The organism is Bauldia sp., from assembly GCF_965232525.1.
Lineage (GTDB): Bacteria > Pseudomonadota > Alphaproteobacteria > Rhizobiales > Kaistiaceae > Bauldia.
Map to the genome: position 1 here is coordinate 36,138 of NZ_OZ246980.1, position 13,435 is coordinate 49,572.

A 13,435-nucleotide genomic window follows, 5' to 3' on the forward strand; every position below is an offset into this window, starting at 1 on the left:
GGCGGCCTGCATGGCGATTTGGCTACATCAGCATTGGGCCGCAGAGTTCGGCCAAAGTTAGGCGACTGGCAGACCGCCAATACGCAATCGGCCCCGTTGCCCCGCAGCGCATCACCGGAGGCGCCGGGATCGCAAGACGTCGCGCAGTGAGCGCCCTGTCTTCATCGATTCCACCACTTCATCAAGCCTCTTCCGGCGGGTCGGCTCGGTCTTGGCGGAGCCGATGTGATGAGCGAAACCGCGCTTCTGGCCTGCCGTGGTTGTGGCCCAAATGTCCTGCAGGGCGCGATCGCCAGCGACAGCGTCTTCGAGGATCGCAGGCACCGCAACAGAGCCTTGATCCTCCAGACGGAAGCGGACCTCAACCGTATCGCCGATCACGATGCCCGCATCGCGTAGGAGCGGCTTGGACAGCATCAGGTACCAGCGGCCTCGAACCGGCTGCCATGCACCGGAAAACGGTACATCGGCCACTTCCCCGCTGATACGCGGACGGGCGTGCCTGTCGAAGGGCATGTCGGCGACCATCGCGTCAGGCAGGAAGACCACGGTGTAGCGGTACCGTCCGACATTATGACGGACGATTTCTGCCTCGAAGCTGAACGGGTAGTAGCTCACAACCGGGCTGAAAAGGACCCGCTCAAGCGATCCCCCTTCGAACCGTCGGCGACGACTAGACCCCGGCGGTGTTGAGCACCACCACGGCTCGCCGGTTCTGCGACCAGCAGGAAATGTCGTTGCAGACGGCCACCGGCCGTTCCTTGCCGTAGGAGATCACCCGCATCCGGCTGGCCGCGACGCCGCGGGCGGCGAAGTAGTCGCGCACCGCGGTCGCACGACGGGCACCGAGTGCGATGTTGTATTCGCGGGTGCCGCGTTCGTCCGCGTGGCCTTCGATGACGAAGCTGTATTGCGGATACTGCCTGAGCCACTGGACCTGACGGTTGAGGGTGGCGATCGCCTGGGGCGTGAATTCGGCGGAGTCGGTGTTGAAAAACACCCGGTCGCCAACGCTGACGACGAACTCCTGGGTCGATCCGGCAGATGCGGCGCTGCCTGTGATCGCCAGATCGGCACCGGTCAGACTCTCTTTCGACGAACATGCGGCGAGCACCAGCCCCATGACGGCGATTGCCGCCAGCCGGCCGGCTCGCGCCATGGTTAATGTGTGCGGCATGCGCTTAACTCCCCGTCCACCATGCCGGCCACCCTGCCGGCCCCGTGGTTAAAGCCGCGTTCAGCGACGTGGTTAAGAAACTCTCTCCAGCCCGTCGCCTTCCCCGCACGAGCCGGAAGACCACTCGAATCCGCGCAAAATACGCCGAAACCGGGGCCGCGCCAACGAGATGGTTCAGTTGATCAAGGGCGACCAGGCCGGATCGGAAGCAAAACCGGCGGTCGGGATGCGAAACTCGTTGAATCCGGTAAGGTCGATCGTCCACAGCTGCGGCCCGCCCTGGGCGCCGGGAACGTCCCGGAAGAACATCAGCGCCCGGCCATTCGGTGCCCATGTCGGGCCTTCGTTGTGAAAGCCCTGGGTCAGGATTCGCTCATCGCTGCCGTCTGGACGGATGATACCGATCGAGAATTGGCCCGCATGCCGCTTGGTGAAAGCGATGTAGTCGCCGCGCGGCGACCAGACCGGCGTCGAGTAACTCCCCTCGCCAAAGGTAATCCGTTGCGGGTTCGAACCGTCGGCGCCCATGACGTAGAGCTGCTGCGACCCGCCCCGGTCGGACTCGAACACGATCCGTGACCCGTCGGGCGCATAGGACGGGCTGGTGTCGATTGCTGCCTGATCGGTCAGCCGGGTGGTCCGGCGCGAGCGCAGGTCCATGGCGTAGATGTTGGCGTTGCCGTCCTGCTGCAGGCTCATGATCACCCGCTGGCCGTCCGGCGAAAAGCGCGGGGCAAAGGTCATGCCGGGAAAGTTGCCGACCAGTTCCCGCTGACCGCTGTCGATGTTGAGGAGGTAGACCCGCGGATCGCCGCCCTCGTAAGACATGTAGGTGATTTCCTGCGACGAGGGGCTGAAGCGCGGGGTGAGCACGAGATCACGCCCCTGAGTCAGGTAGCGGACATTGGCACCATCCTGATCCATGATCGCCAGCCGCTTGGTCCGGTTGTCCTTGGGGCCGGTCTCGTCGACATAGACGACCCGGGTATCGAAGTACCCCGGCTCGCCGGTGAGCCGCTGGTAGATCGCGTCGGCAATGATGTGGGCGACCCGGCGCCAGTTCTCGGGACTGGTGAAGAACTGCTGGCCGGCGAGCTGCTGCCCGCCGAACACGTCCCAGAGGCGGAATTCGGCGCGCAGCCGGCCGTCCGGCTCCTGCGCGACAGCGCCGACGACCAGGAACTGGGCGTTGATCGCCCGCCAGTTGGAGAAACCGGGCACGGCGTCGGCCGTCACCACCCGCTCGGTGAAGGACGATGGATCGAGCGGCCGGAAGATGCCGGATCGGCGGAGGTCGGCGGTGATGATGCCGGTAATCTCGCTGCCGACCGCCGATCCCGGCGACAGGAACACGGGAATCGCGATCGCCACCGGCTGAATGCTGCCCTGGGTGATCTCCAGTTCGAGCTGGGCGCGGGCCGGGCCGATCGGCGCGGCAATCGCGCCAAGGGCGGCGACCGCCGCCACCATGGCCAGGACGCTTCGCCGCCACCCCGGCCGGGTCCCTCGGTCAGCCACCAAACATCTCCCTTGGATCGAACGTCATGATGATCTCTTTCCAGCTATCATAGCTCGCCGGTGGGAGATTGTATGGCGCGCATTGCTCGACGGCCCGCCGCGCCGCGTTGGCGGCGAGTTCGCCGATCGCACTCGGGCGATACTCGACAACCTCCGGCGGCCGGCTGAGATTGCCGTCGGGACCGAGGAACATCTTGATCTTGACGCGGAGCTCCGCCGGATCCGGTCGAGTCGGCGGCAGCGCCCAGCACCGCGCAAGCCGCGCTCGCAGCGCATCGATCTCGGTCTGGCCAATCTCCGGAGACTGGGAGCCGGTTACCGCGCCAATCGACGGATCGGCGGCGGACGGCGGATCGTCGGTGTCGAGCAAGGCGGCGATCTGATCGGTCAGCTCCTCCTCGGGCGGCTCAGGCCGAGCACGCGGCAACGGTGGCGGCACCGCCTCGGCCGTTTCCTCCGGCGGCGGCTCTTCCGGTTCAGGCTCTGGCTCGGGCTCCGGTTCGGGTTGTGGCTCGGGTTCCGGCTCAGTGTCCGGCGGCGGTTCCTCTTCGACCGGTTCTGGTTCAGGCTCCGGCGGCTCGGGCTCGGGAACTGGCTCCGGCTCGGGAACTGGCTCCGGCTCGGGAAGCGGTTCGGGTTCGGGTTCCGGCTCCGGCGGTGGTTCGGGCTCCGGTGGCTCCGGTAGTGGCGGTTCCTCGACGGGTTCCGGCGCCGGCGGCTCCTCCTCCAGAGGCGGTTCCTCCTCGGGCGGCGCTGGAACCTCCGGCTCTTCCACCACCTCGGCGATCTCGACCCCGATCGGAATCTGGGTGATGTCGTCGATGGGAATGAACTCGAATGGCACGCCTTCGATATCGCTGGCGTCCAGCGGCTCGAACGAGCTGAAGGTGATGAGTCCCCAGCCGACCAGGACCAGATGGCCAACGACCGAGACCGTGAACCCGGTGCTCATGGCGGATCAGGGATCAGGAATAGACGGCAGGTCGGGAACCACGGGCGGGTCCGCGACCGTCGCGGCCGGCTCAAGGTCGGCGGCCGGTACGGGTTCGGAAACCGACTGAGGTTCCGAGATCAGACCGATCCTTGTGAACCCGGCGACGTTGATGGTCCCCATTACCTGGAGGATCATGCCGTAATTGGCGGAGCGATCGCCGCGCACGTAAATGCGCTCTTCCGGTCCGGTCGTCAGTTCGTTCAGCCGCGGCACGAGCCCGGCCATCGTCACTTCCTCCTCCATGACGAAGATCCGGCCATCGGGATCGACCGACACAGAAACCGGTTCCTTCTCCACCGCCAGCGGGCTGGCCGGCGCGTCCGGCAGGTCGATCGGCACGCCGGCTGAGAGCAGCGGCGCCGTCACCATGAAGACGATGAGCAACACCAGCATCACATCGACGAACGGCGTGACGTTGATCTCGTTGATCGGCTTAACGGCGCGCCGGCGGCGCCGAACGCGAAACTCGCCGGGTGGATCGAGTGAGGATGTCATCGCCGGTTACCCTCTTTCGTCGGCTTGGCGCGACAGGATCGCGGCGAACTCGTCGGCGAAGCCAGCGAGGCGTTGGCCGAGCTTGCCGGCATCGGCGGACAGCTTGTTGTAGGCGACGACGGCGGGAATGGCGGCGGCCAGGCCGAGCGCCGTGGCGAGCAGCGCTTCTGCGATGCCGGGCGCCACGACCGCCAGCGAGGTGTTTCGGGAGGCCGCGATCGCCTGGAAACTGGTCATGATCCCCCAGACGGTACCGAACAGACCGATGAACGGCCCAGCGGAACCAACCGTTGCGAGAAACAGCAATCGCCGCTCAAGCCGCTGGGTTTCACGGGCAATGGTGACGTCGAGGACTTTATCGATCCGGCTCTGCAGCCCGATCGGCGAACGGGCGCCCGCCTCGAAACTGCGTTTCCACTCCCGCATCGCCGCCACGAAGATCGACGCCATACCGACGGGCGTTCGACCGGTCAGCGAGCGGTAAAGGTCCTCAAGCGACTGACCCGACCAGAACACTTTCTCGAACCGGTCCATCTGCCGCCGCGAGCGCGAATAGAGCAGCGCCTTGTCGATGATAATCGCCCATGTCCAGACGGACGCCAGGATCAGACCGATGATGACCGCCTTGACGACGATGTGGGCCTGAAGAAAGAGCGAGATCAACGAGATGTCGGCCGGCGACACCAGCACCGCCTCCGTCACTCCATCAACCGGCATAGCGACTCCATAGTGGCCAGGACGACACGGGGACCGCGATCGACAACCGGCAAGTTTGACCGTTCGGGCCGATGCTTCATGCCAGCCAACCGAACGCGACGCCTGTCGCGGTCAAATTTGTCTAAACGAGGGCCACTGGCCTTTCGCGAACCCCCAGAATCCCCAAAGGCGAGTTACGCCTATCATGGTTAACGCGTGGTTATCCAGTCGGTGCCAGTCGCTCGCGGACGCCATCCGGAATCCGTCGCGCACGACCTTCCGGCGTGATCAGAACGACGGTGACGTCGGCCTCGGCGAGAACCGTCTCGCCACGTCGGGCGGTCTGACGCAGGATCAGTCGAGCGCCGGCCAACTGGCTTGGTTCGGTGTGAATCTCGATCAGGTCGTCGATCCGCGCCGGTTTGAGAAAATCGATGGTGATGCGGCGCACCGCGAAGGCGAGGCGTTCGCCGTGCTCACCATCGTCCAGCGCCGTATGGCCGATGCCGAGCAGCCGGATGTAGTCCGAGCGGCCGCGCTCCATGAAGCGGATAAAGCTGCCGTGATAGACCACGCCCGAGAAGTCGGTATCCTCGAAGTAGATTCGTACCGGCAGCACATGGCCGCCGGGCACCAGCCGGCCGGCGAGATCGGGCCAGTCCTGTCCCATGCATCCCCCTGATCGCGATTCTCATGAGGAAGGATAGTTCGTGGGCGACATTGCGATAAGGCCCCCGACGGGCGACGACGCCAGCGACATGGCGGCGCTGATGACCGCGCTTGGCTACCCTGCCAGCCCCGACCAGATGGCGGTCCGCCTCGCCCGGCTCACCGATCGCGCCGACCACCAGACGCTGATTGCGACCGATGGAGGGCAGGTGGTCGGCATGGTAGCCGGATATCTTGTGCCCGGCCTTCACGACGATGCGCCGGTCGGACAGATCATCAGCCTGGTGGTCAGTGAAACCGTGCGTGGTAGAGGTGTCGGCCGCCAACTCGCCGCCGCGATCGAAACCTGGTTTCGCACGGCCGGGGTGTCTCGGGTCAGTGTCACCTCACACCTTCGCCGCAAGGATGCGCACGCCTTCTACCAGGGCATCGGCTACGCGCAGACTGGGCTCCGTTTCGGTCGGACGTTGGATGACGGCTGAGACACCGTATCGACGTCAACACCGCGATCCGCCACGGCTGCTGGATCAACCTAGTCCAGGGTCCGCCGGTAGCGCACCAAGGCGATGGTCGCCACCACCGCGGTGAAGATCAGCAGCGGCCAGATTTGGCTGCTGACTTCCGCCAGGCCGACGCCCTTCAGCATCACCGCCCGCACCACCCGCAGGTAATGGGTCAGCGGGATGATCTCACCGATCACCTGCGCCCAGTCCGGCATGCCGCGGAAGGGGAACATGAAGCCGGACAGCAGGATCGACGGCAGGAAGAAGAAGAACGTCATCTGCATCGCTTGCATCTGGTTGCGGGCGATGGTGGAGAAGGTGTAGCCGAGGATGACGTTGGCGGCGATGAACAGCAGCGTCACACCGAGCAGCACCGCCATTGGCCCCTGCATCGGCACGGCGAACAACAGCGCCGCGGCGATCAGAATGACGCCGACTTGAACGAAGCCGAAGACGATATAGGGCACCACCTTGCCGAGCATGATCTCGTAGGGCCGGGCCGGCATCGCCATCAGATTTTCAATGGTGCCGCGCTCGACCTCGCGCGTCAGCGCCAGCGCGGTCATCAGGATGGTGGTCATCGTCAGGATGGTGCCGAGAAGGCCGGGAACGATGTTGTAGGCGGTGATACCTTCCGGGTTGTAGAGCTGATGCACGACGACATCGATCGGCAGCGTACCTGGCGCGAGCGAGGCCAGCGGGCCGGTGGTCAGCGGCGTGATCGCGGTAGTGACGATCTGGCTGAGCGATGCGACCCCCGCCGATGTTGCCGCTGGGTCGGTAGCGTCGGCTTCCAATAGCAGCTGCGGATTCTCGCCGCGTACCAGTTGGCGGTGGAATCCGGGTGGCACGGTCAGGATAAAGGTCACCTCGCCCCGCTCGAGCTTCTGGCGGGCAAGCGCCTCCGTCGTCGCGTCCTGGTCGACCTCGAAGTAATCCGAAAGCTGCATGCCGGTGACGATGGCGCGGGCGACCGAGCCGTTGTCGCCGACGATCACCGCGGTCGGCAGGTGCTTGGGATCGGTGTTGATGGCGTAGCCGAACAGAACCAGTTGCAAGATCGGCACACCGATGATCATCGCGAAGGTGAGTCGATCGCGGCGCATCTGGATCACTTCCTTCACCATGATCGCCATGACCCGCGACCAGGAGAAGAACCGCAGCTTGGCGGAATTCGCCTTGGCGGCAACCGGCACCGAGGTCTCGGCGGCGGTCATTGGGTCGGCCCCATGCCCTCGCCGCCGAAATTGTCGGCCGACTGGTTCATCAGGCGGATGAAGACGTCCTCGAGGCTGGTCTCGTCGGGTTCGGCCCTGGCGGCGGTACCGGCGATCGCCTCGTCAACGCTTTGCTTGAGCAGACCTTCGTCGGTGCCGACCACGTGCAGGTCGTTGCCGAAAGACGCCACCTGATCGACGCCGGGTGACCCCTTCAGTCGCTTGGCGATGCCATTGATATCGCCGCCGGTGACGACGAAGGTATGGAGGCCGGAATCGGCGATCACCTCCGGGACCGTGCCGCGGGCGACCACGCTGCCATAGGCGATGTAGACGATCCGGTGACAGCGCTCCGCCTCGTCCATGTAGTGGGTCGAAACCAGCACGGTCAGCCCCTTTGCGGTGAGGTCGTGGATCTCGTCCCAGAACTCGCGTCGCGCCTGCGGATCGACGCCGGCGGTCGGCTCGTCGAGCAGCAGCAATTGTGGCCGGTGCATGATGCAGGCTGCCAGCGCCAGTCGCTGCTTCCAACCGCCGGAGAGCGTGCCGGCGAGCTGATGTTGCCGATCGGTGAGGCCGAGTTGCTCCAGCGTCTCGTCGACAAACTGGGCGCGCGGCTTCAGATCGTAGAGGCGGGCGACGAAATCGAGATTCTCGCGGATGGTCAGGTCCTCGTAGAGCGAGAACCGCTGGGTCATATAGCCGACCTCGAGCTTTATCAGATCGGCCTGGGTCCGGATGTCGTAGCCCAGACATTCACCGCTGCCGTCGTCAGGCCGCAGCAGGCCGCAGATCATGCGAATGGTGGTCGTCTTGCCGGAACCGTTGGGCCCTAGGAAACCGACGATCTCGCCGCGATTCACGGTCATGTCGATGTGATCGACGACGGTCCTGCCGCTGAATTTTTTGGTCAGACCGTTGATGGCGATAATCGGCTCGCCGTTCACGACGTGCCTCCATCGTCGACGAGGTGCACGTCTACCGGCTGGCCGACCTTGAGCGTCACCGCCTCGCTTTGCGGTCGGGCTTCGACCCGAAAGACCAGCTTCTCCCGGTTGTCGCGGGTGTAGATCACCGGCGGCGTGTATTCGGCGTCGGTGGCGATGAAGTCGACGATGGCCGTCAGTCCGTCGGCGCAGTTGTCGCAGCCAACGGTTACCGTGTCGCCGACTTCGACCGTCGCGAGCAACGCTTCGGGCAGAAAGAAGCGGACTTTCTTGTTGACGTCGGGAAGCAGCGACACCACCGGCTGGCCGGCCGCCACCATCTCGCCCGGCTCGTAGAATGTCTCCTCGACGAATCCGCCGGCCGGGGCGCGTAGCGTTCGCCGTTCCAGCGCGATCCGCGCCTGGGCGAGCGAGGCTTCCAGCGCTGCGACGTTCAGTTCGGCGGCCTCGATTTCTTCCATACGCGCCGGCAATTGGGCCACTTCGAGCTGGCGTTCCATCGCTTCCACCTTGGCAAGATTGGCGTCGCGGCTCGCCTTGGCGCTGTCGACCGCGGCCTGCGACACCACCCCGCGTTCGAGCAGCAGGAGTTGCCGCTGAAACTCCTCCTCGGCGAGATCGAACGAGGCCCGCGCTTCGTCGAGTTCGGCGACGATCACCTGGAGCTCTTCCGGCCGCTGTCCGGAAAGCAGGTTGGCGAGTTGCGCCTTGCCCTGCGCCAGGCGCGCTTGCGCCCCGGCCAGCGCCTCCGCTTCGTCGGCCGTGTCGAGACGGAACAGGATGTCATCGACCGCAACCACGCCACCGGCGACCACCGGCCGTTCGATCACCCGGCCTGACGTCTCCGCCGAGACATAGACATAGGTGCCGTCGACATAGCCTTGCAGCGTGTCGTCGTCGCCATTGCAGGCCGCCAGGGCAACCGCCGCGCCGGCGATGATCAGGGCCTTCATCGTTCCATCTCCCTGTCAAGGATCGCGTCGGCGTTGGAAAGGATCATGTCGCGGATCATGTCGCGCTCCGCTTCGCCGATCGATGCCCAGCCCGTCGTACGCAAGACGACGGCCTGCGCGACCCGAAAAACGAGGATCTGGCCGACCAGCGTGAAGACCCGGACCTTCACCGCGTCGTCGGTCTCCTCGCCGCCGATGATGCGGGCCACCAGCCGACAGGCGAGCGCGTGGGCGCCGCCGACGAAGGTGAAGATGACATCGAAGGCGGCGCTCGGCTGCATCTGCTCGCGGACGATGAACCGGGCGAACTGCTCCGCCTCGTCCGCCCCGAGAATCATGTCGATGTACGTGCCCATGATCCGGAACAGGGCGGCCCGCGCCGTCTCCGGCGAGACGAGCGCCTCCGCGGTCGCGGCGGAAGCCAGCGTCGGACCGATCATTTCGCCCATCCGCTGGCCGATATACTCGGCCACCGCCAGATGCAGCGCCTCCTTGCTGCCGAAATGGTAGACGATCGCCGCGAGATTGGCGTTGGCGGCCTTGGCGATCTGGCGGGTGGTCGCGCCCTCGAACCCGTAGCGGCCAAACACGTCGAGGGCGGCGGCGATCAACCTTTGCCGGGTCTCGGCGCCGCGATCACGCTGCGCTTGCTGGTGATGGCGCGACCCGACCCGCCGCCCCGGCTTGTTCGGTTGACCGGACGCCACGCCGGGCGCCGGCGAACCCTGAGGATTCGCGCCGCCGTGATTCTGGGGGACCGGGGCCCCGCGATTATCATCGACCATTGTCTTCATCCGTTCGCCCCATGCCGCCGCAATATCAATCACACGTTTGATTGATTAAGTCAATCGTATGAACCGTAGAGGCGAGGCAGGGACAGGCGCGGCGCAACGAACGCCGATGGTCGGACGGGCGGAGCGTAGCCGGGCAAATGCCCCTCTCCACCCTTGTAAGGGAGACGGCGGAGCTTGGGTCGCGCAGCGGGCCCTTGCGGAGCCAGAGGGGGTTGAGCCGGCGACCTTCGTCCACGGCCAGATGCGGCGCGATTCTCCTCCCGCCCCCCTCCTGACCCTCCCCGCAAGGACCCCTCTGCGGAAGTTTGGTCGGTGTGTTGGAAGGGTGCGTCGAACCAGATTCAGCGCCCAGACAGGTGGTTCAGGTCAAATGCCAACGCCCTCATCTTGAGAGCCCGTCCCCAACCCGATCGCGGATGCGAGGGCGTTAGCCCGAGCCTCGAAAGACGAACGACGCCACCGCGTATGGCTGCGCTGTCGTGCATGCTTCGAGGGCCGCTACGCGGCCACCTCAGCATGAGGGCGTGGACTTGACCCCTCCCCAAACACCAAACCAACCGCGGCAGAGGAATCCTCTTCATGAAAGAATCGACAGCGGCTTCCGCCGCTACAGACGGTCGCGCAGAGCGTACCAGGTCATGCCCGCGACCAGCGCCGGATAACGCAGGAGCCGGCCTCCGGGGAAGCGACGCTGCGGGATGGCGGCGAACGCATCGAACCGACCCGGATTGTCGGCGATCGCGTCGGCGATCACCTTGCCGGCGAACGGCGCCAGCGCCACGCCCTGGCCGGAATAGCCGCCGGCGGTGTAGAGCCCGGGCTTGAGCCGGCGAATGAAGGGGAGCCGATTGGTGGTGATCGCCAGGCGGCCGCCCCAAGCATGATCGATCCGGGTGTCGGCCATATCGGGATACACCTTCAAGAAATGGCGGCGGACGAAGGCCGCGATGTCCGCGGGATCTCGCCGTCCATAGGTTTCGCCACCGCCAAAGATCAGGCGGCCGTCTGCGGTCGGGCGGAAGTAGTAAACCACGAACCGTGTATCCGAGGCCGCCTCGCCGGCGGGAATAGGCCCGCCGGCGGCACCGGCGCCGATCGGTGCCGTCGCGAGAATGTAGTTGTCGATTGGCATGACATGGGCCTCGGCCTCCTTGTCGATGCCTTCGAGATAGCCATTACCCGCGAGGATCACCGTCTCGCAATCGACCCGACCTTCCGCCGTCTCGACTGTCCAGCTGCGGCCGCGGACGATGCGCGTCACCTGGCTGTCTTCGAGGATGCGGGCACCGGCGCCGGCCGCCGCTCGGGCCAGGCCGCGGGCGAACTTCAGCGGATCAAGATGGCCGGCACCGTTGTCGCGGCGACCGCCATGGTAGTGTTCGGTGCTGATCGTCTCGGCCAGCGCATCGCGGTGCAGCCAGGTGACCGCTTCGTAGCCGTAGTCCGATCGGAGTTTGTCCACATAGCGGCGCTCGTCGTCGACGAGGCGTGGGCTGTGCACCGCATCGATCAGGCCGAGCCGCCAGTCGCAGTCGATGCGATACCGGGTGATCAGGTCGAGGGTGGTTGCCTTGGCCTCCTCGCCCAACTGCAAGAGCTGCCGGGCAGTGTCCAGCCCAAACCGCTTTTCCAGCCAGTCCTGATCGCGCCGCTGACCGGAATGGAGCTGCCCGCCGTTGCGGCCGGAAGCGCCCCAGCCGACGCTGTTGGCTTCAAGCAGCACCGCGTCAATACCGCGCTCGGCGAGATGGAGCGCGGCGGAGAGCCCGGTAAATCCGCCGCCAATGATCGCCACATCGGCGCGCACCGACCCGACGAGTTGCGGATAGACCGGCACCGGATCGGTCGAGGCGGCGTAGAGCGACGGCGCGTCCGGCAGCCGCCCCCCCTCAACAGCGCGGCGGCCGACGGTCATACGTTGAGCAGCAGGTACTCGCGCTCCCATGGGCTGATCACCCGCATGAACGTCTCGAATTCCGCCTGCTTGACCGCGCGATAAGTGTCGACGAATTCATTGCCGAACAGTTCGACCAGTTCGTCGCAGTCCTCGAACAGCGCCACCGCTTCCAGGAGGCCGCGGGGCAGGTCGATCTCGTCGAGATTGGCGCCGCCGGTCACCGGCTCGGTGCAGGGCGTGCCGTTGACCATGCCGAGATAGCCGCAGGCCAGCGACGCCGCTATCGCCAGATAAGGATTGGCGTCCGATGAGGGCAGCCGGTTCTCGACCCGGCGCCCGGCCGGCGACGAATTCGGGACCCGCAGGCCGACTGTGCGGTTGTCGTAGCCCCAGGCGGTGTTGACCGGGGCCGACGAGTAGCGTTGCAGGCGCCGGTAGGAATTGACGTAAGGGGCAAAGATCGAGGTGGCCGCCGGCAGGTATTTCTGCGAGCCGCCGATGAAGGAAAAGAACGCCTGGGTCGGTTCGCCCGCCTCGTTGGTAAAGATGTTGCGGCCGGTCACCGCGTCGTTCACCGACTGGTGGATGTGCATCGCCGAGCCCGGCTCCCGCGTCATCGGCTTGGCCATGAAGGTAGCGTACATATCCCGCCGCAGCGCCGCCTCGCGGATGGTGCGCTTGAACAGGAACACCTGGTCGGCAAGCGCCAGTGGATCGCCATGGCGCAGGTTGATCTCCATCTGCGCCGCCCCCTCCTCGTGGATAAGGGTGTCGATCTCCAGGTTCTGCTGCTCGGAGAAGTCGTAGATATCGTCGAACAGGTCGTTGAACTCGTTGATCGCCGCGATCGAATACGACTGCCGCGCCGATTCAGGCCGACCGGAGCGACCGGTCGGCGGACGGACAGGATCGTCCGGATCGGTGTTCGGCCGGATCAGATAGAATTCCAGCTCCGGCGCGACCACCGGCCGCCAGCCCTTTTCTTCGTAAATGCCGAGGATGCGGCGGAGCACCTGCCGCGGCGCCACCTCGACCGGTGCGCCGTGCGCCCGGCGGGCATCGTGGATGACCTGCGCGGTCGGGTCATCCTCCCAGGGCACGACCGTCAGGGTGTCGAAGTCCGGCTCAAGCAGCACGTCGCGATCGGCCTGGTCGTTCTGGAACTCGTCCGTGTCCCGTGGCCAGTCGCCGGAGATCGTCTGATTGAAGATCGATCCCGGCATCGACATCACCGGCGCGCTCAGAAACTTGCCGACCGGCATCATCTTGCCGCGGGCGACGCCGGCGAGGTCCGGCACGACGCACTCGATGTCCTCGATATGGCGCTCGCTCAGCCAGGCCCGGGCAGCGTCGAGCGATGACGCGGCAGGCTTGTCGGTCGGCAGGGGAGAAACATTGTCAGCGGACACGGGACACCGGTCGATTGTTGAGGGGAGCCCGATTGTGCGCGTATTGGCCCGGCTGGGCAACTCCGCGCGCGCGACAGTGTGTCCTCTCAACTCCGTAGTTGTGGGTGTTGAGAATTGAAATTAACGTGACCTCAAAATCGTCCAAACATGTCTCATCGGAGTTTCT

13 protein-coding genes and 1 pseudogene are annotated in these 13,435 nt (G+C 65.5%); 1 reads left to right on the plus strand and 13 read right to left on the minus strand.

What is annotated here, in order from left to right; translation table 11 throughout:
• Nucleotides 1-111 precede the first annotated feature (111 nt).
• The 7 genes and pseudogenes from ACO076_RS00155 to ACO076_RS00185 all read right to left on the minus strand — a co-directional run bounded on the left by ACO076_RS00155 (nt 112) and on the right by ACO076_RS00185 (nt 5,550).
• A complete protein-coding gene (locus ACO076_RS00155; RefSeq protein ID WP_421724719.1) occupies nt 112-618 on the minus strand; it encodes a YdeI/OmpD-associated family protein in 507 nt (168 codons plus the stop codon).
• A gap of 55 nt (nt 619-673) precedes the next feature.
• Nucleotides 674-1,177 (minus strand): peptidoglycan-associated lipoprotein Pal, encoded by a 504-nt coding sequence (gene pal, locus ACO076_RS00160; RefSeq protein WP_421724720.1) that lies wholly within the window; start codon nt 1,175-1,177, stop codon nt 674-676.
• A 174-nt stretch (nt 1,178-1,351) separates the two neighbouring features.
• Nucleotides 1,352-2,647, minus strand: coding sequence for a Tol-Pal system beta propeller repeat protein TolB (tolB, locus tag ACO076_RS00165; RefSeq protein WP_421726637.1), 1,296 nt, complete (start codon nt 2,645-2,647; stop codon nt 1,352-1,354).
• 40 nt (nt 2,648-2,687) lie between these two features.
• Complete coding sequence (locus tag ACO076_RS00170; RefSeq protein WP_421724721.1) at nt 2,688-3,647, minus strand: cell envelope integrity protein TolA; 960 nt, start codon at nt 3,645-3,647, stop codon at nt 2,688-2,690.
• A gap of 114 nt (nt 3,648-3,761) precedes the next feature.
• A pseudogene (locus ACO076_RS00175) lies at nt 3,762-4,184 on the minus strand (ExbD/TolR family protein); the annotation flags it as partial.
• Between the two features lie 6 nt (nt 4,185-4,190).
• A complete protein-coding gene (gene tolQ / locus ACO076_RS00180) occupies nt 4,191-4,901 on the minus strand; it encodes a protein TolQ (protein ID WP_421724722.1) in 711 nt (236 codons plus the stop codon).
• 199 nt (nt 4,902-5,100) lie between these two features.
• The gene (locus ACO076_RS00185) at nt 5,101-5,550 is read right to left on the minus strand and encodes a YbgC/FadM family acyl-CoA thioesterase (protein WP_421724723.1); all 450 of its coding nucleotides are present in this window, start codon (nt 5,548-5,550) and stop codon (nt 5,101-5,103) included.
• Nucleotides 5,551-5,590: 40 nt separating this feature from the next.
• Here ACO076_RS00185 and ACO076_RS00190 point away from each other — a divergent pair, with 40 nt between their 5' ends.
• Nucleotides 5,591-6,031, plus strand: coding sequence for a GNAT family N-acetyltransferase (locus tag ACO076_RS00190; protein ID WP_421724724.1), 441 nt, complete (start codon nt 5,591-5,593; stop codon nt 6,029-6,031).
• A gap of 50 nt (nt 6,032-6,081) precedes the next feature.
• Here the strand turns inward: ACO076_RS00190 and ACO076_RS00195 are convergent, their stop codons facing one another.
• The 6 genes from ACO076_RS00195 to ACO076_RS00220 all read right to left on the minus strand — a co-directional run bounded on the left by ACO076_RS00195 (nt 6,082) and on the right by ACO076_RS00220 (nt 13,269).
• The gene (locus ACO076_RS00195; RefSeq protein ID WP_421726638.1) at nt 6,082-7,188 is read right to left on the minus strand and encodes an ABC transporter permease; all 1,107 of its coding nucleotides are present in this window, start codon (nt 7,186-7,188) and stop codon (nt 6,082-6,084) included.
• Between the two features lie 77 nt (nt 7,189-7,265).
• The gene (locus ACO076_RS00200; protein WP_421724725.1) at nt 7,266-8,216 is read right to left on the minus strand and encodes an ATP-binding cassette domain-containing protein; all 951 of its coding nucleotides are present in this window, start codon (nt 8,214-8,216) and stop codon (nt 7,266-7,268) included.
• Complete coding sequence (locus ACO076_RS00205) at nt 8,213-9,169, minus strand: HlyD family secretion protein (protein ID WP_421724726.1); 957 nt, start codon at nt 9,167-9,169, stop codon at nt 8,213-8,215. Before ACO076_RS00205 ends, ACO076_RS00200 begins: the two co-directional genes overlap by 4 nt.
• A complete protein-coding gene (locus ACO076_RS00210) occupies nt 9,166-9,876 on the minus strand; it encodes a CerR family C-terminal domain-containing protein (protein ID WP_421724727.1) in 711 nt (236 codons plus the stop codon). The genes ACO076_RS00205 and ACO076_RS00210 overlap by 4 nt, the downstream gene beginning before the upstream one ends.
• Before the next feature lie 694 nt (nt 9,877-10,570).
• Nucleotides 10,571-11,878 carry an NAD(P)/FAD-dependent oxidoreductase gene (locus ACO076_RS00215; protein ID WP_421724728.1) on the minus strand — a complete coding sequence of 436 codons (1,308 nt, stop codon included), beginning with the start codon at nt 11,876-11,878 and terminating at the stop codon, nt 10,571-10,573.
• On the minus strand, nt 11,875-13,269 hold the full coding sequence (locus ACO076_RS00220) for a glutamine synthetase family protein (RefSeq protein ID WP_421724729.1): 1,395 nt from the start codon (nt 13,267-13,269) through the stop codon (nt 11,875-11,877). Before ACO076_RS00220 ends, ACO076_RS00215 begins: the two co-directional genes overlap by 4 nt.
• Nucleotides 13,270-13,435 lie beyond the last annotated feature (166 nt).